24 protein-coding genes are annotated in these 21,979 nt (G+C 65.8%); 11 read left to right on the top strand and 13 right to left on the bottom strand.

The window, feature by feature from the left end:
- Nucleotides 1-6: 6 nt before the first annotated feature.
- The 4 genes from ACQY4T_RS19590 to ACQY4T_RS19575 all read right to left on the bottom strand — a co-directional run bounded on the left by ACQY4T_RS19590 (nt 7) and on the right by ACQY4T_RS19575 (nt 3,718).
- On the bottom strand, nt 7-1,605 hold the full coding sequence (locus tag ACQY4T_RS19590; RefSeq protein WP_428534131.1) for an NADH-ubiquinone oxidoreductase-F iron-sulfur binding region domain-containing protein: 1,599 nt from the start codon (nt 1,603-1,605) through the stop codon (nt 7-9).
- Nucleotides 1,602-2,072: a formate dehydrogenase subunit gamma gene (locus ACQY4T_RS19585; protein ID WP_428534129.1), complete on the bottom strand. Its 471-nt coding sequence runs from the start codon at nt 2,070-2,072 to the stop codon at nt 1,602-1,604. Before ACQY4T_RS19585 ends, ACQY4T_RS19590 begins: the two co-directional genes overlap by 4 nt.
- Before the next feature lie 134 nt (nt 2,073-2,206).
- Nucleotides 2,207-2,554, bottom strand: coding sequence for a hypothetical protein (locus ACQY4T_RS19580; RefSeq protein WP_428534127.1), 348 nt, complete (start codon nt 2,552-2,554; stop codon nt 2,207-2,209).
- Nucleotides 2,555-2,674: 120 nt separating this feature from the next.
- Complete coding sequence (locus ACQY4T_RS19575; protein ID WP_428534125.1) at nt 2,675-3,718, bottom strand: hypothetical protein; 1,044 nt, start codon at nt 3,716-3,718, stop codon at nt 2,675-2,677.
- A gap of 211 nt (nt 3,719-3,929) precedes the next feature.
- On the opposite strand from ACQY4T_RS19575, the gene ACQY4T_RS19570 reads away from it, so the two are divergent.
- The gene (locus ACQY4T_RS19570) at nt 3,930-4,082 is read left to right on the top strand and encodes a type II toxin-antitoxin system ParD family antitoxin (protein ID WP_428534123.1); all 153 of its coding nucleotides are present in this window, start codon (nt 3,930-3,932) and stop codon (nt 4,080-4,082) included.
- A 174-nt stretch (nt 4,083-4,256) separates the two neighbouring features.
- On the opposite strand, the gene ACQY4T_RS19565 is transcribed toward ACQY4T_RS19570, so the two are convergent.
- Nucleotides 4,257-4,601: a hypothetical protein gene (locus tag ACQY4T_RS19565; RefSeq protein WP_428534121.1), complete on the bottom strand. Its 345-nt coding sequence runs from the start codon at nt 4,599-4,601 to the stop codon at nt 4,257-4,259.
- On the opposite strand from ACQY4T_RS19565, the gene ACQY4T_RS19560 reads away from it, so the two are divergent.
- The 3 genes from ACQY4T_RS19560 (at nt 4,600) to ACQY4T_RS19550 (ending at nt 7,915) form a co-directional block, all read left to right on the top strand.
- Nucleotides 4,600-5,793: an acyl-CoA dehydrogenase family protein gene (locus tag ACQY4T_RS19560; RefSeq protein ID WP_428534119.1), complete on the top strand. Its 1,194-nt coding sequence runs from the start codon at nt 4,600-4,602 to the stop codon at nt 5,791-5,793. The two genes, ACQY4T_RS19565 and ACQY4T_RS19560, sit on opposite strands and share 2 nt — an antisense overlap.
- Nucleotides 5,790-6,422: a DNA-3-methyladenine glycosylase I gene (locus ACQY4T_RS19555; RefSeq protein WP_428534117.1), complete on the top strand. Its 633-nt coding sequence runs from the start codon at nt 5,790-5,792 to the stop codon at nt 6,420-6,422. Before ACQY4T_RS19560 ends, ACQY4T_RS19555 begins: the two co-directional genes overlap by 4 nt.
- 74 nt (nt 6,423-6,496) lie before the next feature.
- The gene (locus ACQY4T_RS19550; protein WP_428534115.1) at nt 6,497-7,915 is read left to right on the top strand and encodes a M20 family metallopeptidase; all 1,419 of its coding nucleotides are present in this window, start codon (nt 6,497-6,499) and stop codon (nt 7,913-7,915) included.
- A 40-nt stretch (nt 7,916-7,955) separates the two neighbouring features.
- On the opposite strand, the gene ACQY4T_RS19545 is transcribed toward ACQY4T_RS19550, so the two are convergent.
- Entirely contained in the window at nt 7,956-8,087 is a 132-nt protein-coding gene (locus tag ACQY4T_RS19545; RefSeq protein WP_428534113.1) for a hypothetical protein, read from the bottom strand.
- Nucleotides 8,088-8,425: 338 nt separating this feature from the next.
- Between ACQY4T_RS19545 and ACQY4T_RS19540 the strand changes: the two genes are divergently transcribed.
- From ACQY4T_RS19540 to ACQY4T_RS19515, 6 genes are all read left to right on the top strand, one after another.
- Entirely contained in the window at nt 8,426-8,590 is a 165-nt protein-coding gene (locus ACQY4T_RS19540) for a hypothetical protein (RefSeq protein WP_428534111.1), read from the top strand.
- Complete coding sequence (locus ACQY4T_RS19535) at nt 8,565-8,855, top strand: 4a-hydroxytetrahydrobiopterin dehydratase (protein ID WP_428534109.1); 291 nt, start codon at nt 8,565-8,567, stop codon at nt 8,853-8,855. The genes ACQY4T_RS19540 and ACQY4T_RS19535 overlap by 26 nt, the downstream gene beginning before the upstream one ends.
- Nucleotides 8,855-9,325, top strand: coding sequence for an MmcB family DNA repair protein (locus ACQY4T_RS19530; RefSeq protein WP_428534107.1), 471 nt, complete (start codon nt 8,855-8,857; stop codon nt 9,323-9,325). The genes ACQY4T_RS19535 and ACQY4T_RS19530 overlap by 1 nt, the downstream gene beginning before the upstream one ends.
- 312 nt (nt 9,326-9,637) lie before the next feature.
- Nucleotides 9,638-11,131, top strand: a complete 1,494-nt coding sequence (locus ACQY4T_RS19525) for a sugar porter family MFS transporter (protein WP_428534105.1) — start codon at nt 9,638-9,640, stop codon at nt 11,129-11,131.
- Between the two features lie 122 nt (nt 11,132-11,253).
- Nucleotides 11,254-11,688 carry a hypothetical protein gene (locus ACQY4T_RS19520; RefSeq protein WP_428534103.1) on the top strand — a complete coding sequence of 145 codons (435 nt, stop codon included), beginning with the start codon at nt 11,254-11,256 and terminating at the stop codon, nt 11,686-11,688.
- 34 nt (nt 11,689-11,722) lie between these two features.
- The gene (locus ACQY4T_RS19515) at nt 11,723-12,436 is read left to right on the top strand and encodes a hypothetical protein (RefSeq protein WP_428534101.1); all 714 of its coding nucleotides are present in this window, start codon (nt 11,723-11,725) and stop codon (nt 12,434-12,436) included.
- Here ACQY4T_RS19515 and ACQY4T_RS19510 read toward each other — a convergent pair.
- Together ACQY4T_RS19510 and ACQY4T_RS19505 are read right to left on the bottom strand one after the other, a co-directional pair.
- The gene (locus tag ACQY4T_RS19510; protein WP_428534099.1) at nt 12,359-12,631 is read right to left on the bottom strand and encodes a hypothetical protein; all 273 of its coding nucleotides are present in this window, start codon (nt 12,629-12,631) and stop codon (nt 12,359-12,361) included. The two genes, ACQY4T_RS19515 and ACQY4T_RS19510, sit on opposite strands and share 78 nt — an antisense overlap.
- Nucleotides 12,632-12,655: 24 nt before the next feature.
- On the bottom strand, nt 12,656-13,639 hold the full coding sequence (locus ACQY4T_RS19505) for an IS1595 family transposase (protein WP_428534097.1): 984 nt from the start codon (nt 13,637-13,639) through the stop codon (nt 12,656-12,658).
- A 75-nt stretch (nt 13,640-13,714) separates the two neighbouring features.
- On the opposite strand from ACQY4T_RS19505, the gene ACQY4T_RS19500 reads away from it, so the two are divergent.
- Nucleotides 13,715-13,987, top strand: a complete 273-nt coding sequence (locus ACQY4T_RS19500) for a DUF6471 domain-containing protein (protein WP_428534095.1) — start codon at nt 13,715-13,717, stop codon at nt 13,985-13,987.
- Here ACQY4T_RS19500 and ACQY4T_RS19495 read toward each other — a convergent pair.
- The 5 genes from ACQY4T_RS19495 to ACQY4T_RS19475 all read right to left on the bottom strand — a co-directional run bounded on the left by ACQY4T_RS19495 (nt 13,982) and on the right by ACQY4T_RS19475 (nt 21,974).
- Nucleotides 13,982-14,794 carry a hypothetical protein gene (locus tag ACQY4T_RS19495; protein ID WP_428534093.1) on the bottom strand — a complete coding sequence of 271 codons (813 nt, stop codon included), beginning with the start codon at nt 14,792-14,794 and terminating at the stop codon, nt 13,982-13,984. The genes ACQY4T_RS19500 and ACQY4T_RS19495 overlap by 6 nt on opposite strands.
- 281 nt (nt 14,795-15,075) lie before the next feature.
- Nucleotides 15,076-18,216: an efflux RND transporter permease subunit gene (locus tag ACQY4T_RS19490; protein WP_428534091.1), complete on the bottom strand. Its 3,141-nt coding sequence runs from the start codon at nt 18,214-18,216 to the stop codon at nt 15,076-15,078.
- 182 nt (nt 18,217-18,398) lie between these two features.
- Nucleotides 18,399-19,571: an efflux RND transporter periplasmic adaptor subunit gene (locus tag ACQY4T_RS19485; RefSeq protein WP_428534089.1), complete on the bottom strand. Its 1,173-nt coding sequence runs from the start codon at nt 19,569-19,571 to the stop codon at nt 18,399-18,401.
- A 198-nt stretch (nt 19,572-19,769) separates the two neighbouring features.
- Complete coding sequence (locus tag ACQY4T_RS19480) at nt 19,770-20,780, bottom strand: CobW family GTP-binding protein (RefSeq protein ID WP_428534087.1); 1,011 nt, start codon at nt 20,778-20,780, stop codon at nt 19,770-19,772.
- Nucleotides 20,781-20,870: 90 nt separating this feature from the next.
- Nucleotides 20,871-21,974 (bottom strand): ABC transporter ATP-binding protein, encoded by a 1,104-nt coding sequence (locus ACQY4T_RS19475; protein WP_428534085.1) that lies wholly within the window; start codon nt 21,972-21,974, stop codon nt 20,871-20,873.
- Between the last annotated feature and the right edge of the window lie 5 nt (nt 21,975-21,979).

Here is a 21,979-nt window from a genome sequence, read left to right as displayed (position 1 = left end):
GATGATTCACGCACTGTGGACGCTCCACTCAGTGCGATCATGCTCCAGGGGCTGGGCCTGGCGGAAATCTTCGGGGAAGAAGTTCATTGCGCTGAGCACCGGGAAGGGGATGAACCCGCCCAGGGCGCACAGCGAGCCGAACTTCATGGTGTGGCAAAGGTCGCGCAGCAGTTCCAGGTTGGCGTCGACGTTGCGGCCGGCGAGGATCTTGTCGACGGTTTCCATGCCGCGCACCGACCCGATGCGGCATGGGGTGCACTTGCCGCAGGATTCGATGCCGCAGAACTCCATGGCGAAGCGGGCCTGGCGGGCCATGTCGACGGTGTCGTCGAACACCACGACGCCGCCGTGGCCGATCAGGCCGTCGCGGGCGGTGAACGCCTCGTAGTCGAACGGGGTGTCGAACAGGGCGGCCGGGAAGTAGGCGCCGAGCGGGCCGCCGACCTGGACGGCGCGGATCGGGCGGCCTGAGAGGGTGCCGCCGCCGATGTCGTTGACCAGTTCACCCAGGGTGAGGCCGAAGCCGGCCTCGAACAGGCCGGCGTGGCGCAGGTTGCCGGCGAGCTGGATCGGCATGGTGCCGCGCGAGCGCCCCATGCCGATGGCCTGGTAGGCGGCGGCGCCGTCGCGCAGGATGGCGGGCACGGTGGCCAGGGTGACGAGGTTGTTGATCACGGTGGGGCAGCCGAACAGGCCGACATGGGCGGGTAGCGGCGGTTTGGCCCTGACCTGGCCGCGGCGGCCTTCGAGGCTTTCGAGCAGCGAGGTTTCCTCGCCGCATACATAGGCGCCGGCGCCTTGGCGTTGTTCGATGTCGAAGTCTTGGCCGAGCAGACCGGCGGCGCGGGCGATGGTCAGTGCCTGGTCGAAGGTGGCGATGGCCTGGGGGTATTCGGAGCGGGTGTAGACGTAGCCCTTGGTGGCGCCGACGGCGAGGGCGGCGATCGCCATGCCCTCGATCAGGCTGAACGGGTCGCCCTCCAGCAGCATGCGGTCGGCGTAGGTGCCGGAGTCGCCTTCGTCGGCGTTGCAGACGATGAATTTGCGGCCTCCGCCGGGGAACGTGCGGCTTTCGCCGCGGAGTTCGCGGCCTTCGCCGGGGAATTTGCGGCCGGGCGGGGCGTCGGCCACGGTCTTCCACTTGATCCCGGTGGGAAAGCCGGCGCCGCCGCGGCCGCGCAGTCCGGAGGCTGTTACCGCCTGCACGGTCGCGGCCGGCCCGAGGGCGCGGGCGGTATCGAGGCCGGCCATGCCGCCGTGGGCGCGGTAGTCGTCGAGCGAGAGCGGATCGACGATGCCGCAGCGGGCGAAGGTCAGCCGGGTCTGGCGGGCCAGGAACGGGATCTGTTCGGGAACGCCGAGGCGCAGGTGGGTGGCCGAAGCGGTGAGCAGGCCGTCGGCCAGCAGCGCCGCGATATCGGCGGCGGCGACCGGGCCGTAGGCGATGCGGCCGGTGGGGGTGGCGACCTCGATCATCGGTTCGAGCCAGAACAGGCCGCGCGAGCCGGTGCGGACCACGTCGGCGTGGGCGGCCAGCGCTGCTGCCACGTCGTCGGCACCGACGGCGAGGGCGGCGGCGTCGCGGGGGACGTAGATCCGGGTCACGCCAGGGTGTCCAGCATGTGGTCGATGCGGGACGGGTCGAGGCGGCCGAACGGGCGGCCATCGAGCAGGGCGGACGGCCCGCTGGCGCAGAGGCCGAGGCAGAAGGCGGGTTCGAGCGTCACCGCGCCGTCGGTGGTGGTGCCGTGCCAGTCCACCGCCAGGGTCTCGCGCACATGTGTGCCGAGCGCGTCGCCGCCGACAGCCTGACAGGCCTCGGCGCGGCAGACCTGCAGCCGGTGCCGGCCGGGGGGTGTGCGGCGGAAATCATGATAGAAGCTGACGATGCCGTGGACCTCGGCTCGGGTGAGGTTCAGCCCGGCGGCGACCAGGGGTTCGGCGGCTTGCGGCACGCAGCCGAAAACCGCCTGGATTTCCAGCAGGATCGGCAGGCAGGCGCCTTCAGTGGCGGCCTTGGCGGTGATGATTTCGCGCGCCCGATCTTCGTTCCATGGCTCGTAGCGGGCCATCCGATCCTCCCCGAGCAGATTACACTCGGTAGTTGAGGAGAAATTGGAGGCGTTTAAACCGGCGCATGCAAGAAAGCCGATCCATCCGGCGATAGAGACGCTCTATCGATAGGCGGCTCTATTGGTAAGCGGCTTTATTGATAGGCGGCGGGGGCGTGGCCGTTCTCCATCATCATCAGCGCGCTGCGCAGGCGCATGATGCCGCCGCGGGTCTGGCCGTGGGCGCACATGCGGTGGCCCTCGGTGGTCAGGTCGGTGACTTCGCGCGGCACCGGGATGGTGGCGAGGCGGACCATCTCGCTGACCCGGTCCAAAAGATGCAGGCAGTATTCCGGGGTGTCGGTGGTGACGACCATCGGGCTGGACCGGACGATCTGGTCCTCGGCGACGAGCTGTCCCGGCGCGTTCGGAAGCAGAACACCAGCGGCCATCATCAGCGCAACGGTGGTGAACGATCGAGCCGGCAACATCCGATCAGCCATGCCGTAGTGTGCCTCTATTTGCCGTGTGCTCCACGTGACAAAGCGGTAGGGCGGCGCGGGCGGCGGTGGCGACGATGCGCCGGTGGTGGCGGGTCGCGGGCCGAGCCGGGGTGGTGGCGGTCAGATCGCGTTGGGGGTGCCGAGGTCGCCTGCCCTGAGGCGGGGTGGGACGTCGCCGGACATCAGGTCGCCGGCGGCGCGGTTCAGCACGGCGGCGCGGGCCTGGGCGGCGGCGCGTTCGGCCGGCGGCAGGTTGGCTGTGCTGGCGGCGTATTCATTGGCGACCACGGTCATCGCGGCGCTCCACAGTTGCTGGAATTCTTGCGCGGTGGGTTCGCCCGTGGGGTGCTGGTTGGCGGTGGTCGGGGTGGCGGGGCGCGGGGGAACCCGATGCAGGGTTGCAGCGGGCTGGGATGCGGTGGGCTGGGATGCGGTGGGCTGGGATGCGGTGGGCTGGGATGCGGCGGACTGGGATGCGGCGGACCGGGATGCGGCGGACTGGGATGCGGCGGACTGGGATGCGGCGGACTGGGATGCGATGGCCTTGGATGCGGCGGGCTGGGGCGCGAGGGTCGGGGTCGCGGCTGGTTGGGGTGGCGTGATCGAGGTTGCGGCGAGCGCGGGCGGAGTGGGGACGGTCGGGGTCGCGGCGGTTGCGGCGGCTGGGGCCGGGTCGCGGATAGCGGGGTGCGGGCCGGGGGTCGGGGCAGCGGATGGCGGCGGATCGGCGGATCGGCGTGCCTCGGCAATGGTTTCGTCGGCTGGTTCGGGTTCGGCGGGGAACACCGGGTCGGGGACGGGGGTGGCGCGGTTCTTCTCCAGCGCCCGGCGGTTGCGCTCGCAGGCGCGGTCCGAGGCATTGGCGCTGGCGCGCAGCCGCAGGGTCATGGACAGCGAGATCTCGTCCGACATCGACAGGCAGGCCGAGCTGACCGAGGCCAGGCCGTGGGCGACGATCTGGGCCACCGCGATCAGGTCGACATGGCTGCGGGCGCGGTGGGCGTTGACGGTCTCCAGCGCCGCCATGCGGGCGAAGTCGAGGTTGCCGCAGCAGACGCCCATGAACATCGGGGCGAGCAGGGTGACGATCAGGTGCAGCAGGATGTCGCCGGGCTGCAGGTCGAGGTTGGAGGCCGGGGGTGGTTCGGAGGTGCTTGCGGACATGGGCGGCCGGGTGCTGTTGGGTGGGCCGCTTTGTAGCTGGAATTGTGATGGCTTGTCAAGGAATTATTCCTAATATAGGCTGATAGTCTTCTGTCGATGGGAATTATCCAGCTCTGCCGTCAGGTGCGCAGGCTCAGTCGGCTGGCGTCACGATTTTCAAAGCGGACATAGTGGCACGTTAAGCCATCGCATTTGAGGGAACCCTTCCGCCATGCCGACGCGAAATGTTGTCCTGACAGAGCAGCAAGCCGGCATGATCGAGCATCTGGTGCATTCCGGCCGCTATCAGAACGCTGGCGAAGTTCTGCGGGACGGCCTGCGACTTTTGCAACAGCGCGAAGGCAGAGAACGAGGCGGCCCTTGAGGGGCTGCGTTGGGCGGCGAAGGCGGGGCTGGAAGATTTCGCTGCCGGCCGCTACCCGGCGTTCGGCCATGGTGCAGCCCTGCGCGATGACCTCGGCAGGCGGACCGAAAAGGTGCTTGGCCGGTCGTCCGGGTGACTCGGGAGGTCTCGGACCGTTCGCCTTGCCGAGGCCGACTACGACGATATCCTGCGCCGGACGGCGCAGCGGTTCGGCGCCCAGGCGGCACGATATGGGCGTTGGTGGCTGCCCTCGGCCTGGCGGGATTGCTTGGCTTCCAGGATGAAGCAGCCGCGCTTGTAGAGGTCGATGCAGCTGTAGAGGTCGATGAAGCCGTGGCGGGTCGGGGTGTCGGCGGATAGGCGTTTGGCGGCGCGTTCGAAAACGTAGGCATTGTGGCCGGGTGTCAGCGGCGGCGGGGTCGGGACGGGGGACGCCGAGGGGTCCCCCGTTGGGGTGGCGTCATCGCCGACTTGGGCCTGGGCTTGATGCCCTGCTTTGGCGTGGCAGACTGGCGTCATGGACGCGATCGAGACTTGGCTGGCGCAAAACCCCGATCCCGAACAGGACCCTCTGCCGGGGATGCGGCGGGCCGGATTGCTGGCGCCGGTGGCGGATTACGCCGCCATCGCTCGCGGCAAGGCGGTGCTGGTCGAGCGCACCGGGTGCTTGGGCATCGGCGGCGTCTGGGGCGGGCGGCAACTGGTGTTGCGGCATTTCCTGGGCGGTTTCGGCAGCGCGGCGCAGCAGGCGGAGTGGAGCGGGCGGGCGCTGTCGGTGGCGATCTCCGAACCGAAGGTGGGCGCGCATCCGAAGTTGCTGACCACGCGGGCCGAAGCGGCCGCGGGCGGGTTCCGGATCAGCGGGCGGAAGGCCTGGGTCAGCGACGGGCCGTCGGCGGATGCTATCATCGTGTTCGCGATCACTCGGGAAGAACAGGGGCGCAAGCGCTACAGCGCGTTCCTGGTGCCCAGCGATATGCCTGGGTTGGGGTTCGGCGAGATGGCGGGGTTTCATGCGCTGCGGCCGTCTCGGCACTGTTTGTTGACGCTGGACGGGGCGGTGGTGCCGGCGGCGGCGATGCTGGGGGCGGAGGGCGGCGCCTATGAGGCGATGGCGCTGCCGTTCCGCGATATCGAGGACGCGGTTGGCATGTTCGGCACGCTGGGGGCGCTGCGGCATGCGGTTCGGCTGTTCGCCGGAGCCGGCGCGGCGGGACTTGGGACGGCTGGGTTGGTCAAGGCGGGGTTCGGCACGGCCGGAGCTGGAACGCCGGGTTCGGCGGCGGCCGCGGTCGAAGCCGAGCTGGGGGGGATCGTGGCGCTGACGGCGGTGTTGCAGGCCGGGGCGGAGGCGGTGGTCGGCAGGCTGGACGCCGGGCGGTTGCGGACCGGCGACGCGGCGCTGGTGGGTCTGCGCATCCTGGCGATCGAGATCCTCGGGCGGTTGCGGATGCAGGCGCCGATGGCGGCGGCGCGGGGCCAGGATGCGCTGGCGGGGCTGCTGGCGGACCTCGACGCCACGCTGTCGATCGCTCAAGGCGCCAGGCTGGCGCGGCAGACCAGGTTGGGCGAAGCGGCGCTCCGGGGTGGGGCAGCGCTGGGGGGCGAGGCGGCACTTGGGGGTGAGGCAGCGTTTGGGGGTGAGGCGGCGCTTGGGGGCGAGGCGGCGGGCCGGGGTGGGGCGGCGCTGGGGGGCAAGACGGGCGGGTGACGGTTACTCGACGCGAACTGGCTCGCTGCGACTGGGCGCAGAACGCGGACGCCCGTATGCAGCAATACCACGACACCGAATGGGGCGTGCCGCAGCATGACGATCGCGCGCTGTTCGAGTTGTTGACGCTGGAGGGGGCTCAGGCTGGGCTGTCGTGGCGCACCGTCCTGGCGCGTCGGGCGGCCTACCGGCACGCCTATCATGGCTTCGACATCGCTCGGGTGGCGGCGATGGCGGATGCCGAGCTGGAGGGGCTGCTGCAGGGGTCGGGGGTGGTCCGCAACCGGTTGAAGGTGTATTCGGTGCGCGACAATGCGGCCGCGGCGGTGGCCTCGATCGCCGAGCACGGCAGCCTGGACCGCTATCTGTGGGGGTTTGTCGGCGGCCAACCGATCCGCAACGACTGGACCGAGCGGGGGCAAGTACCGGCGACCTCGGCGGTGTCGGATGCGATGAGCAAGGCGCTGAAGCGGGCGGGCTTCCGTTTTGTCGGGTCCACCATATGCTATGCCTTCATGCAGGCGAGCGGGATGGTGGACGACCACCTGCGGAGCTGCTTCCGGCACACCCGGCCGGCCGAACCAGGCTCCGCCGCAGCGGGCGAAGCGCCGGTTCGGCGGGCCAGGTGAGCTTGATTTAAACGCATGGTTCACGCGCGGTGGACGTTCCGCCCTGCGCGATCGTGCTCAAGGAGTGACCCTAGATGCGCAATAGCGAGGAAGTCTGGACGCTGGTCGATGCCCATCAGGACGATTTTATCGCGCTGTCGGACCGGGTTTGGGGGATGCCGGAGCTTTGCTACACCGAATTCCGGTCCTGCGCCGAACATACGGCGATGCTGGAAGCGAAGGGGTTCCGGGTGAGCCGCGAGGTTGCCGGCATCCCGACGGCGGTGATGGGCGAGGCCGGGGAGGATGGCCCGGTGATCGCTATCCTGGGCGAGTATGACGCTCTGCCCGGGCTGTCGCAGGAGGCCGGGGTGGCGCAGCAGAAGCCGCTGCCGGGTGCGGGCTTCGGGCATGGCTGCGGGCACAATTTGTTGGGGTCGGCATCGCTGCTGGCGGCGACGGCGGTGAAGGATTTTCTGCACGCCAACGGTTTGAAGGGGCGGGTGCGGTATTATGGCTGCCCGGCCGAGGAAGGGGGCGCGGCCAAGGGGTTCATGGTTCGGGGGGGTGCGTTCAGCGATGTGGATGTGGCGATTTCCTGGCATCCGTCGTCGTTTTCCGGGGTCAATCCGGCGACTTCGCTGGCCAATACGCGGATCGATTTTGCGTTCCACGGGCGGGCTTCGCATGCGGCGGCGTCGCCTCATTTGGGGCGCAGCGCGCTGGACGCGGTGGAGTTGATGAGCGTGGGGGTGAACTATATGCGCGAGCACATGCCCTCGGATGCGCGGGTGCATGCGGCCGTGCTTGATGCTGGCGGGGTGGCGCCGAACGTGGTGCAGGCGTTCGCCAAGGTGCGCTACCTGGTGCGGGCCGCGACGCTGCCGGAGTTGTCGGTGCTGATCGGGCGGGTGCGCAAGATCGCCGATGGGGCGGCGCTGATGACCGAGACCAAGGTGACGGCGGAGGTGGTCAGCGCGGTGTCGAACCTGCTGGCGAATACGCCGCTGGAGCGGGCGATGCAGGACAATCTGGACCGCATCGGGGCGCCGCCGTTCGATGACGCGGATCGCGCCGCGGCGGCGGAGTTCCAGGCGACGCTGACGGAGGAGGACATCGCGGCGGCGTATCGGCGGGCGGGCATGGCGGTGAAGCCTGGTACGGCTCTGTGCGATGAGATCGTGCCGGCGGATGCGCGCGGGAATGGCGGGGTGGGGTCGACCGATGTGGGGGATGTGAGTTGGGTGGTGCCGACGGTGCAGGCGCGCGGGGCGACGTATGCGATCGGGACGCCGGGGCATTCTTGGCAGTTGACCGCTCAGGGCAAGATGGCGGCGGCGCACAAGGGGCTGGTGCATGTGGCGAAGGTGATGGCGGGGACGGCGCTGGATGTGATCCGCGATGAGACGCTGCTGGCGCGGGCGACGGCGGATCATCAGGCGCGGGTGGGGCGGACGCCTTATGTGTGTCCGCTGCCGGCGGAGTTGGATCCGCCGGTTCGGATGTCGGCTTAGGGGGGGCGAGACTCGGCGCCTAAATCGGGTATCTGACGTCTCACACGTCGAGGTTCCGAGTGGCACATTCCAGCGTCTGGCGGATACCCTCGGTTTCCGGTTCGGGGTATTCGCGGCGTGGAGCGTCCCGGTTGGGATCGACCGCGATGACACGCCGCGCCGTCAGTCGCATGCCGCGTATCGTCGGCTGACCATTGAGGAACGTCGGAATGCGGGGCCGTCAATGCTGGAGCGGGCGCGGCAAGCTGGATTCCATGCGCGGCGCCGGTCGGTGCGCGCGAACATGCGGCGCGTCAGGTGGCCGCGGGGGTCGGCGCGGTCCCGGGAAACCGTTCGCTCGCGCGGGCGGACCGGCAAGCCGGCGCGGCAGTTGGGTTAGGGATGGACCGATGCGTGGTATGGGCCGGACAGTCCGGCGGCACTGCAGATGCCGCTGCAGGGGCTCATCAGCGCGCCGGCGATGGCTCGGGCGACGCGGGCCGCCGAGGCAGGCAACCCAAGGGCGCGCAAATGGTCAGCTACTTTGTCGGCCAGGGTGTTGGCCTGGTGGACGATATTCCCACCTGCCGTCAGGTTGTCTCGGCGTCCACGACCGCGTTCGCCGAGGCGCTGGACGAGATGGCGCGGTTATCCAAAACGGGAGATCGAGATGGCGACACGGCTGAACGAGACTGAGCGGGCGAAGCTGGGGACGACGGTTCCGGGGTGGGCGCCGGCGATCGATCGCGACGCGCTCAGGCGGGATTTCAAGTTCGCCGACTTCAGCGCGGCGTGGGGGTTCATGACCCGGGTGGCGATGGCGGCGGAGAAGTTGGATCACCATCCGGATTGGGGCAACACGTGGAACACGGTGCGGATCGAACTATCGACGCACGATGTCGGCGGATTGTCGGAAAAGGATGTGCAACTGGCTCAGGCGATCGATAAAATCCTTGGGTAATGGATGGACTCGGGTTTGCTGAACGGACTTCACTTGTGCGCCGAGCGGCGGCACGGCTTTGCCTGAAGCATGGCTGGGCGCCGCTGCACGAGGTGCGGCTGGCGAATGGGCGGCGGGCGGATATCCTGGCGCTGCAGCCGGGCGGTGGGTTTGTCTGCATCGAGGTGAAGTCCGGTCTGCGCGACTACCTGAGCGATGCCAAATGGCTGGAATACCAGCCGTTCTGCGATCAGTTCTTCTTCGCCGTGGATGCCGACTTCCCGTCCGCGGTGCTGCCGGCCGAGACCGGCCTTATCGTCTGCGCCGGACGCGAGGCGGAGGTGCTGCGTGAGCCGCTTTGCGTGCGGCTGGCTGCGGGTCGGCGCAAGGCGATGTTGGAGCGCTTTGCCTGGCTGGCGGCCGGGCGGCTGGCGGCGTTGGAGGACCCGATGGGGGTGGCAGACCTGGCGCTCGGGCTTAACGAGGATTGATGTCGGGGTTTTTGGGCGGCGATGGTCAGGCATTTGGCGTCACTTGACCGGTGCAGGTTCGCGATATCGGTCCGGTCGGGCAGGCCATGAGTTGACCGCTGAGTAACGCGCTGCCCGGGGTCCAGGCCGCGGTGGGCAGAACAGGGAGCTCGAGAGGCTGATCCTCGACGCGCTGGGGAGCGCGGTCGAGGTCCACGGTTTCCGGGATTTCGATGCGCGGAGAAAAGGCATGCCCTGCCGAGACCAACGCGGCCTATAAGCGACGATGAGACATTATCTCGCACCGGCCGCCTCTATAGATCGGTTCCGGCGATGACTGCCAAGCGGGATCCTGCTGTTGCAGGCGATCGGCGAGGCACCCGGCGCATCGACCCCAATCAGGACGTATCGGCCGCGCCGGGCGTGCAGCCCACCGTCACTGCCACCATCACGCCATGGCTCGGCGTGGTGCTGGCTGTCATCCTGCTGTCGGGCGCGTTGTTCGGCTACGACCAGGGCGTCGTTTCCGGTGCCCTGACCAGCATCAAGGCAGAGTTCTCGCTAAGCGCGTTGCTGGTGGAGGTGGTGACCAGTTGGGTCACGCTCGGCGCATTGTTCGGTGCGCTGGTGGGAGGCGAACTGGCCGATCGGCTAGGGCGCCAGCGCGCCGTGCTGATCGCCGGCGTGGTCTTCACCGTTGGTTCGCTGGTGGAAGCGCTGGCCCCTGGCACCGTGGTGCTGGTCGGCGGGCGGCTGATCGTCGGCTTCGGCGTCGGCATCGCTGCCGTCGCTGCGCCGCTGTATGCCGCCGAACTGGCGCCCACGGCGCTGCGTGGACGTTTCATCTCCGCCTACCAGCTCGCCGTGGCCGGCGGTATCTTCGTAGCCTATCTGGTCGACGGATGGCTGTCCCAAGCCGGGGCCTGGCGCTGGATGCTGGGCCTATCCGCGGCACCGGGCCTGATGCTCGTCGGCGTCGCACTGCTGGCGCCGCAGTCGCCGAGATGGCTGATGCGGATGGGCCGTCGGGCCGATGCCGCCAGCCAAATGCGGAAAATCCACCCGGGCGCGGACCCGGGTCCGGCGCTCGATGCGATCGCGGCCACGCTGGCGGCTGATCACGGCCGGGCGTCATGGGCCGAGGTGTTCGGCACGCAGTGGCGTCGCCCGTTGCTGGTCGGCGTGGGCCTCGCGGTGTTCCAGCAGATCACCGGCATCAACGCGATCATCTACTATGCCGACCAGATATTCCAGGCGGCCGGCTTCACCACGCAGGCAGCCCAGACAACGGTGACGACCTGGGCCGTGGGTGGGGTCAACGTGGCCGCCACGTTCATCGCCATTGCCTTCATCGACCGGCTAGGACGGCGCAAGCTGCTGCTTGCCGGGTTGCCGGGCATGGCCCTCAGCCTGGCCGCCGTCGGCGCTGCATTCGAGTTCACAATCGGCGGCAGCGCGGCGCACCCGGCTGCTACCAGCACGGCAGGGATCGTGACACTGGCGGCGCTGGTGGTGTTCATCGCCTGCTTCGCGTTCTCGATGGGGCCGGTGGTCTGGACCGTCATCAACGAGATTTTCCCCGGCCATATCCGCGGCCGGGCGGTCGCGGTCGCAACCGCTTGCAACTGGGCTTCGGCGTTCATCGTCAGCCAGGTTTTCCTGTCGCTGATCGACGTGCTCGGCAACTCATTCACCTTCTGGCTGTTCGGCGCGTTCTGTGCGCTCGGCTGGATCTGGATCTTCTACGCCGTGCCGGAGACCAAGGGCCGATCGCTCGAGCAAATCCAGCAGCTATGGAAGTATAGCGGACCCAATCACGCCGGCTAGGGCGCTTTCAGGATGACCGTAAACGGTCACCGCGCTCTAGCTCTTTGTTTGAGCGGTATTAGGTAGCAGGCGCCACCACCAGATAGCGGCGCATTGGCGGTGCCGCACCTACACTATGTAGCATGGACCATGATCATGTCATCCACGGCCTGCGTCGCAAGCGGGCGGAGATCGCGGGCAGGCTTGAGGTTGCCCATGCGGAGATCAGTCGGTTGGCCGTTGACTTGGCTAGCATAGACGGGACAATCCGCATGTTCTCGCCGCATGCCGATCTGGACGAGATCAGCCCGAGGAAGCCGCCAGCCCCCGGCGGTGCAATGCCAGGTGAGATCAGCCGGATTGTAATGGCGGCGCTCAGGGATGCGCTGGGTGCGCTTTCAACTCGTGACGTGACGCTTGCGGTCATGGCGGCTCGGGGGATGCCGATTACGGATGCTCGGCTGTTCGAAGCCATGCAGAAGAGGGTCATGGCCTGCCTGCGCAACCTCCGCATTCGAGGGGTTGTGGAGAAGCGGAAGGAACAGGGGAAGGTCATGGCATGGGGGTTGGCTGCCTAAATCCGCCATGTACCAGTTGCATAGCAGAGTCCCGATGGCGCAGACGACAATCGCTGTACTTTCCGGTTCCGTTTTGACATTGTGTTGCGTCAACATGGGGGATGTCATGCAGTGGCAGGATCGGATCGATAACTATGTGCGGCAGACTGGCTTCCCCCGCAGCCTGTTCGCTGCGGAAGACGGGCGAGTTGTCGGAACTTGGATCATGGGCAATGACTACAGGGTGAAGTCAACCTACTACGGGGGTTATCCGGCTGGTTATCTCAGGCGCGTTCGCGCGCTCTTCCCGGACAAGCGCGCGGCGCTGCACTTGTTCAGCGGTAAGGTGGACACGGCTGCGTTTCCGGGCGACACGGTGGACATCAACCCGGCCTTGCACCCGACCTATGTGGATGACGCCCAAACCCTTGGGACAGTGCCGCTGGACAGCTACGACCTAGTGTTGGCCGACCCACCTTACAGCGTCGAGGATTGCGACCACTACGGCACCAGCATGGTCAAGCGCAACCGGGTGTTGCGCGCCCTGCAACGGCTGCCTGCTGGCGCGCATGTCGTGTGGCTGGACCAAGTGCTTCCAATGTATCGCAAGGATACTTTCGGAATCGAGGCGACCATTGGCATGTGGAAGAGCACCAATCATCGCTTTCGAGGCATAACTGTGTTCCGAAGGCTAGGTGCCTTTGGCGTCGAACAACTCGACAATGGAACGCCGGAAGGCTTTGCGAAGACGACTTTGGAACCCGCCTGAACCGTAACGGGTAATGTAGCGGATCAGCTCGCCCAACTGCTCATCGGTAAAGGTGACCTGATTGTTGTTGTTTTCCAGTTCCTCAGTAATGCGGCGATGGAGTTCCTGATGACCGCCGCTGCCGGTCGCCCCTGTTATCAGCATCGCTTCCTCGAAATCCAAAGTGAACACAAACGGCTTGGGATCTTTCGGCATATGCTTGCTCCTTAAGGAGCTACCTTAAGCGGTTTTTTGTCCTCGCTGCCAATATCCGCACCAGTCAACCGAGGTTGGTGCAGCCATTGCCAATGTCGCTACGGCTTTAACCTGAACCCCGTTTGCTGCTTTGCGATGATCTTCCCTCCACGCGCTTTCCTGGGCGTAGCGGATGAGATATTGCCCGGCGATGTGATGGTGATGCCCGATCTCCGCACGGCGCATACGGGAGAAGAACTCTTCCGCACCGTTGGTGTAGACGCCGGACGTGTCGCTGTAGAGCTTGCCATGGTCGATCCGCGCCACATCAAACCGGCCGTGCAGATCGTTCCACGACGTTGCTTCGTCCGCCATAATCTTGGTTGTCGGTTCAACCCGGTTGATAATGAAGCCCAGCGCGGCGCTTTCTGACTTGAACACCGCAGGCAGGGTGCGGCCCCCGCGCTCACGCATGACCACGACAACCTGACGCTTGCCCGTCTGGTTCTGGGCAAGGCGACGATCCCGCCGGTTTTCTTTGTGGTTGGCAGGCTTCACATACCCGCCAAAGTAGCCGCCATCGACTTCTACCGTCTCGCCTGCGCCGCCGACATGCATCCCTTTTAGCTCGGTTGCCATTGCCTCCCGCAGCTTGTGGGCCAGGACGAAGGCAGTCTTGTATTGCATGTCCAGGTCTCGGGACAGGGCCAAAGCGGACTTGCCCTTGACCTCGTTTATGAAGATCGCGATGGCGGCAAGGTAGTTCCGCAGCGGCATCTTGTGGAAGGCAAACAGAGTGCCGCTTGTGATGGAGAAGTCCTTGCGGCACGCCTTGCAGCGGAACCGAAGAGCGCCTGACGGACGGCGGCATTCGTAGACGGTCGGACATTCGCAGTGTGGGCAGACAGCCTTCCCATCCTCCCAGCGGACGGTACGGAACACCGTCTCGGCCTCCAGATCGCTCATGCGCAAAACCGACGCTAGCGAGAGCGTCCTGGCTTTGGCTGAGAGGAGGAAATGCTGAGACAAGACACCATATCCGGTTTGTTGCTATCGGATATGATATGGAGAGAGACACTGCTTGTCTACAGGAAAATATCGAATATGATAGCCATCACTCGTTTGTGGGAGGCGCATTTGGGATTGGCGGCAACAGAAAAGGAGCTTGCTGATAAGACGGCACGGTTCCTTAAGGCCGAGTTGAAGCGGGCTGGTGTTACCTATGCGGAATTGGCTAAACGCCTTGAGCCACACGGCCTCAAGGAAACTGAGGCATCTATCAGCAACAAGCTTAGCCGGGGAACTATCGCGGCGACTTTCCTTCTGGCTACGCTTGCGGCGTTGGAGATGGAGGGGTTGCGGCTAGAGGATTTATAATCTGGCCTGCGCACTTTGTTGAACTAACCAATTCCTTCTGATAAGCAGCGTTTTTTTCACGGCACCGTGCCACGATGCCAGCCCGCGCCAAGCGTTGCGAAACGCATCTGCGGATGGAGCCAGCTTTTCCTCCAAGATTTCACCATCCAGATCACCCACGTTGTCACTTACCTCTTTCTGAAAAGTCTCCAGTGCGGAACGGAACTCATTCTCGTAATCCTGTTGAAGGATGTCCCGAATGTCATCATATCGCAGATTGTCGATCCGGATCGTCTCTATTCTGCGCCAGACCCGCACTAACTCTTCGCTAAGGTTGTTTAAGTGGGCTTTGAGTAAATCAATGTCATTGTGCTTAATGTATGATGTCCACATTCGTGATACTTCGTCGGCGTCTGAGACGAAAAATAGGACTTCCGACAACATCAAATTGACTAATCGGTCGATTAGTTCAAGTTTAATTGGAATGTCGTATTGATGTGTAATTGACCACGCCGCCATCAGCCTATCTGTTTCGTCCTGCTGTAAAGCGTCTGGGTCGATGCGGTGTCGTCTTTTCTCCAAGTAATTGCGAACCCGAGGAATGAACACCCAGACCGTCAGGCCGTAAATGATCGCAAGGAACAGAGATATGGCGATCGTGTATCTGTCGGTGGTTTTCTCTATGATCCAAGAAGGTAAATTTTCGGCGCCGGCCCAGTGAAGCCATTTTGACACATTTGAATGAACGTCTTCCGGGCCGACTGATGTTGTCCAAAACATCAGAGGTAGCCCAACGCCAATTGGTAACGCCTTAAGAAAATCGCGCATACGCTTGAGCGTATGCGGTGTTTGGCTGTTGCGCTACGGCTTGAGCCGATCGGCACTGTAGCCACTACCACGGCGCGCCCTCCCTAACTCACATCACCTTCTTCAGACCTGGTGATTGAACGGGTTTGACAAAAAATGTGGTGGTGGCGCCTGCTACATAATACCGTGTTTGAGCGAGCAACTTTATCAGCCCGACCTTCCAGTCAGGCTGATGTTGCTCTAGCAAGCTGGACACACAATCATGTGGCTGGGGGCAGCCGGGGGCCCGACGTTCCGGACCCCTACTGACCCTCGATGTGCCGCGAGGACGGGGCGAAGCGGCGCTTCACCGTCTCTCGCATGGTCTGGAACACCACATACAGCATCGGGATCAGGAACACGCCAATCGAACTGGCGACGATCATGCCGGCGAACACCGCGGTGCCGACGGCGCGCCGGCTCAGCATCGCCGCCCCCTCCGCCCAGACCAGCGGAATCAGCCCGCAGATGAAGGCGATCGAGGTCATCAGCACGGCTCGGATTCGCATTCGCGCGCCCAGCGCGGCGGCCTCGCGGATCGGCAATCCGGCCTCGCGCTGTTCCTTGGCGAACTCGACGATCAGGATGCCGTTCTTCGCTGCCAGCGCGATCAGCACCACCATGCCGATCTGGGCGTAGAGATCGAGCGACAATCCGGCGATCTTCAGGCCGAAGAACGCGCCCAGCACGCCGACGGTGACCGACAGCAGCACCGGGATCGGGATCATCCAGCTTTCGTATAGCGCCACCAGGAACAGGTAGGCGAACAGCACGGCCAACGCCAGGATGTAGCCGGTCTGGCCCGCTGCCTGCTTTTCCTGGTAGGCGGTGCCGGTCCATTCGAAAGTATAGCCGGGCGGCAGCGTGGTGCGCGAGATCGCAGCCATCGCCGCCAACGCATCGCCGGACGAGACGCCCGGCTTGGGTCCGCCATTGATGGTGACGCTGCGATAGTTGTTGTAGCGGCTGATGACCTGGGGCCCGAGCTGGACGCGGATGTTGGCGACCGAGCGGAGCGGTACCATCTCGCCGCGGTTGTTACGGATGTAGATCTTGTAGATCTCGGACGGGTCGCTGCGATCGCGCGCCTCACCCTCGATGTTGACCTGCCAGGTGCGGCCGAACAGGTTGAAGTCGTTGACATAATAGCCGCCCAGCGTGGTCTGCAGCGCGTTGAAAACGTCGGCGACCGATAGTCCCAGCGCTTGCGCTTTCTCGCGGTCGATATCGAGCCAGATCGAGGGGTTGGACGCGGTGAAGGTGGAGAACACCCGCGCCAGCCGAGGATCCTGGTTGGCGGCGGCGACCATGCCCTGCATCACGCTGGCCATGTCCTCGGGCGGGCGGCCTTCGAGGTTTTCCAACTGGTATTCGAAGCCGCCGCTGGTCGACAAGCCGATGATCGGCGGCAGGTTGAACGGGAACACGGTGGCGGAACGGATCTGCTGGGCCGCGCCGAAGATCTTGCCGATCACCGCCTTGGCGCCGTCGGCGACGCCGCTGCGCTGATCGAACGGCTTCAGCCGCACCACCAGGAACGCCGCATTCGGCTGGTTGCCGCCATCGAGTAGCGAGAAGCCGACGATCGACAGCACCGCATCGACCTGCGGCATCGGCTTGATCAGGTTCTCGACCTGCTGGACAACGTTCTTGGTGCGCTCGACCGAGGCGCCGTCGGGAAGCTGCACCACGGTGAAGATCGCGCCCTGGTCTTCCTCGGGCAGGAAGCCGGTCGGCGTGATCCGGCCCATCAGGAAAATGCCGACACCGGCGGCGGCGATCGCCACCACCGACAGGATCGCCAGGCGCAACAGTCGCGCCACCACGGCGGAGTAACCGTCGCGCACGTAGTCGATGCCGATCAGCAGCCAGCCGACCGGCCCGCGCGGGCGGGGTCCATGGCGCAGGAACAGCGCGCACATCGCCGGCGACAGGGTCAGCGCCATGGTTGCCGACAGCAACATCGAGACGCTGATGGTCACCGCGAACTGGCGGAACAAGGTGCCCGACAGGCCGGGGATGAAGGCGATCGGGACGAACACCGACAGCAGCACCAGCGAGATCGCGATCACCGGGCCGGTGATCTGGGTCATCGCTTTCCTGGTCGCCTGCGCGGGCGACCAGTCGGGCTCCTCGGCCATGACACGTTCGACGTTTTCCACCACCACGATGGCGTCGTCCACCACCACGCCGATGCCCAGCACCATTGCCAGCAAGGAGATCGTATTGGCGGAAAATCCGAACGCCAGCAGCGCGGCGAAGGTGCCGATCAGACTGACCGGGATGGCCACCATCGGGATGATGGTGGCGCGCAGGCTGCCGAGGAAGATGTAGACCACCGCAACCACCAGGACGAAGGCGATCGCCAGCGTCTTGACCACCTCATGGATGGTGTCGGAGACGAACGAGCTGCTGTCGTAGAACACCCTGCTCTTGAGGCCGGCGGGGTAGCGGGTGGACAACTCGCCCAGTGCCGCGCTGACCCGGGCCGAGGTCTGCACCGCGTTGGCGCCGGGTGCAAGGTAGATGCCGATCGAGACCGCCGGGTTGCCGTTCAGCCGGCTCATCGTGTCGCTGTTGGCCGCGCCGAGTTCGGTGCGGGCGACGTCCTTGATGCGCAGCACCGACCCGTCGGGGTTGGCTCGGATGACGATGTTGCCGAACTGCTCCGGCGTGGTCAGCCGGCCCTGGGTCTGCACGTTGAGCTGGAACTGGGTCTTGTCGCTAGTCGGGCGGGCACCGATGCGGCCGACCGCGGCTTGCACGTTTTGTGACTGGATCACCGCGATGATGTCGGACGGTGCCAGGTTCAATGCGGTCAGCCGGTTGGTGTCGAACCAGATGCGCATCGAGTAGTCGAGCTTGCCGAACAGCGTCGCGTCGCCGACGCCGGGCACCCGGGTCAGCCGGTCCAGCACGTTGATGGTGATGTAGTTGCTGATGAACAGCGGGTTCTGCTTGCCGCCCTCGCTGTAGAACTGCAGGAATTCCAGGATCGCGGCTGAGCGCTTGCGGACGGTCAGGCCGGCGCGCTGGACTTCCGGGGGCAGCCGGGCGATCGCCTGCTGCACGCGGTTGTTGACGTTGACGGTGTCGATGTCGGGGTCGGTCCCCAGCGCGAAGCTGACGGTCAGCGAATAGGTGCCGTCGTTCGCGCTGTTGGACTTCATGTAGATCATCTTGTCGACGCCGACGACCGCGGCCTCCAGCGGCTGGGCGACGGTGGCTTCGACCACCGCGGCCGAGGCGCCGGTGAAGGTGGCCGTCACGGTCACCTGCGGCGGCACGATGTCGGGGAACTGCGACACCGCGATGCGCATCAGCGACAGCCCACCGGCCAAAGTCAGCAGGATGGCGATGACGATCGCCAGCCTGGGCCGTTCGATGAAGACCGCGGATATCATGCTGCGGGGATCATGGCGCGGAGTCTTGGCGCGGGGGTCTTGGCGCGGCGATCATGGCGCGGAGAACTTGGTGCGGGGATCATGGCGCGGGGGTCTTGGCGCGGCGATCATGGCGCGGAGAACTTGGTGCGGGGATCATGGCGCGGAGAGCTTGGCGCGGAGATCTTGGTGCGGCGATCATGTCAGGACTTGCCTGCGTTCTCGGCGGGCGGCGGGCTGGCCGGCCCGGGGCTGACCTTGATGCCGGGACGGACCCGCTGGAGGCCCTCGGCGACGACCATCTCGCCTTGCTTCAGGCCGCCGGCGATCACCGCGGTTTCGGGGGTGGACTGGCCCAACTGGACGCGGCGCTGCTCGACCTTGTCGTCGGCGCCGACGACATAGACGTACTCGCCCTGCTGATCTGACAGCACCGCCTTGCGCGGGATGCCCAGTGCCATGACCGGCTGGATGCCCTCGACCAGGACAGTGACGAAGGCGCCATCGACCAACGGGCGCTCCACCTGCTGGCCGGGTCCGGCGGGCCGGCGCGGTGGATTGGCGATCTGGGCGCGCAGCAGGATGGTGTCGGTGGTGGCCGAGACCGAGGGCTCGACATAGTCGATCTTGCCTTCGTGCTGGTACAGCGAACCATCGGGCAGCCGCAGCTTGACCACGACGGCGTTGGTGCCGCCCTTGTTGGCGTAGCGCTTTTCCAGTTCGGTCAGGGTGCGCGAGGCCACCGGGAACAGCACATACATCGGGTCCTGGCTGACGATGCTGGCCAGCGGTCCGCTGCTGGGCGAGACCACGTTGCCGACGGTGATGCTGGTGCGGCTGATCTTGCCGGCCACAGGGGCCCGGATTTCGGTGTAGCCGAGGTTGATCTGCGCCGCTTTCAACTGCGCCTGGGCCGACAGCACCTGGGCGGCCAGGGATCGCTGGTTGGCGACTGCGTCATCGACATTGGAGCGTTGTCCGGCCGGCGTGTTGAGCAGGGATTGCGCTCTGGTCAATTGGATATTGGCGTTCGCCAGGCGCGCGCTGGAATCGGCGACGGCGGCTTCCTGCTGCTGCACGGCGGCCTCGAACGGCGCGCGTTCCAGGCGGTAGAGCAGGTCGCCCTGGTTGACCTCGGCGCCCTCGGTGAACAGCCGCTGGTCGATGAAGGCGGTGACCCTGGCGGTCAGCGCGACCCGGTTGATGGCCTGGACGCGGCCGACGAATTCCGAGGTCTCGGTGATCGCGGTCTGCTGGGCGCGCGCCACGCCGACCGACGGCGGACCGCTGGGCATTTGGGCGCGAGCGGGGGAAGCCGCCGACAGCGCAGTTGCCAATACCATGGGGACGAGCAGCAGATAGGCGATCAGGCGCATCGGCCAAGGTTCCTACCCAGAGGCAAGCTGCGGTGCAACATGGAAAGTTGACCCCGTGTGGTCGCGGCATTCATGATTCGGCTGCGCGGGGGAGCTGGTATTGCGCTTGGCGGCGTCGAGCCAGCCATTTGTCCGGGCCATTTGTCCGGTGGTTCGCGGCGAGACCGCCGGTTTCGGCAGCGGCTTGCACCGTCCGAGCTAACTGAAGCGTGATGGTGCGTCGGTCATGGCGTCGCGCACCTCTTCCTCGATCGCATCCAACAGTCGCGCAACGAAATGGCGGGGCACGCCCTTGGCGATGAACACCATGCGGGTTCGCCGGTCTTCGGTGGGCCAGCGGTCGAGGAACACCGGCGGGCTGACCACGTGGCGGACACCGTGGATCACGGCGGGGCGCCCAGGCATTTCCTGGATCGCCACCAGGCCCTTCAGGCGCAGCAACCGCGGCCCGCAATGTTCCGCCACGGCCTGCAGCAACAGGGTCAGCGCCAGCGCCGGCAGCGGCTGGTCGCGGGTCAGCGTGATCGTTTCTATATCGTTGTGTCCGCCGCGGCGCGGGGTGTCGGCGAGCCGGTCGGATAGAGCGGCGATCGATGCAGCGGCGAACAGCATGGCGGGGTCGGCGTCCACCGTCGTCGCGCGCGGCGCGGCCGGGTTAAGCGTGCTCAGTCGGACGAGCAACGATTCGGCGGCGGCCTGCTGGTCGGTCTTGCTGATCAGCAGGCGGTCGGCGAGGGCGACCTGATGGCGCGCCTCCTGGTGGTCGCGCAGTGTGGTTTCGCCGTGTACGCTGTCGACCAGCGTCACCACCGCGGGGGCAAGGTGGCGGGCGAAGACGTTCGGGTCGGTTATCATCGCCTGCAGCATCGGGGCGGGATCGGACAGGCCCGAGGTCTCGATCAGGATGCGGTCGTAGTCAGCCGATCCGACGGCGCGACGGTCCGCCAGGTCGATCAAGGTCCGCGCCAGGTCGGTCTGCACCGCACAGCACAGACAGCCGGTGGTCAGGGTCACGACGCGGTCGTCGCTGGTGGCGATCAGGTCGTGGTCCAGTCCGATCTCGCCGAACTCGTTGACGATGACGGCGGTGCGTCGGAATGCCGGATTGCGCAGGATGCGGCTGATCAGCGTGGTCTTGCCGCTGCCCAGGAAGCCGGTGACGATCGACACCGGGATCGGGCTGGCCTGGGACGGCGGAGACCCGCTCATGCGGGACGGTCGTGCATCTGCTTCAGTAACGATTTTGGCCGGTTGGGAGAGTGGTCGGCCGGGGGCCAGTCGGCAGCGGCGGCAACGAATTCAGACGACTTTTCCGGTGTCCGGCTCCATCAGGTGCATCTGATTGAGGTCGGCGGTCAGCGGCATCAGTTCGCCGGGTTCGGCGTGCGTGGCCGGATCGACGCGGGCGCAGACTGGGGCACCGTCGACGAAGAAGTGCACCATGGTTTCCATGCCCATCGGTTCGACGACATCGACCGGCAGATCGACCCGCATCCAGCCGGGCTTGCCCTGTTCGTGGTGCTCGAACAAATGTTCGGGGCGCAGGCCGAGCACCATTTCCTTGTTCTTGAAGGCTCCGTAGCGGTCGGCGCGGGATGGTGGCACCGGCACCGTGATGGCATCGGTCAGGCGCACCGCGAGGCCGCCATTGGCGCCGTCCTGCACCCGGCACGGCAGGAAGTTCATCGCCGGGGAGCCGATGAATCCGGCGACGAAGCGGCTGGTCGGATGATGGTAGAGATCGTTCGGGGTGCCGACCTGCTCGATCACGCCGCCGTTCATCACCACCACGCGGTCGGCCAGGGTCATCGCTTCGATCTGGTCGTGGGTGACGTAGACCGTGGTGGTGCGCACGGTCTGGTGCACCTTCTTGATCTCGGTCCGCATCTGCACGCGCAGCTTGGCGTCGAGGTTGGATAGCGGCTCGTCGAACAGGAACACTTTCGGGTTGCGCACGATGGCGCGGCCCATCGCGACGCGCTGGCGCTGGCCGCCGGACAGGGCCCGCGGCTTGCGGTCCAGCAGGGGCCCGATATCGAGGATTCGAGCGGCTTCATCGACCCGGCGCTTGATTTCGTCCTTGGGGAATTTGCGCAGTTTCAGGCCGAACGCCATGTTGTCAAACACGCTCATGTGCGGATACAGCGCGTAGTTCTGGAACACCATGGCGATGTCGCGATCGCGCGGCGGCACGTCGTTGACGACGTCGCCGTCGATCCAGATCTCGCCGGCGGTGATTTCCTCTAGCCCGGCGATCATCCGCAGGGTGGTGGACTTGCCGCAGCCGGAGGGTCCGACCAGCACCACGAATTCATGGTCGGCGATGTTGAGGTCGATGCCTTTGACCGCCTGCACGCCATGTTCGTATTCCTTGACGATCTTGCGGACCGAGACTTCAGCCATGGTGA

This window comes from Rhodopila sp. (assembly GCF_965277825.1).
GTDB lineage: Bacteria > Pseudomonadota > Alphaproteobacteria > Acetobacterales > Acetobacteraceae > Rhodopila.
The sequence above is the reverse complement of the archived record's forward strand: the minus strand, read 5'-3'. Positions and strand labels throughout refer to the sequence as shown.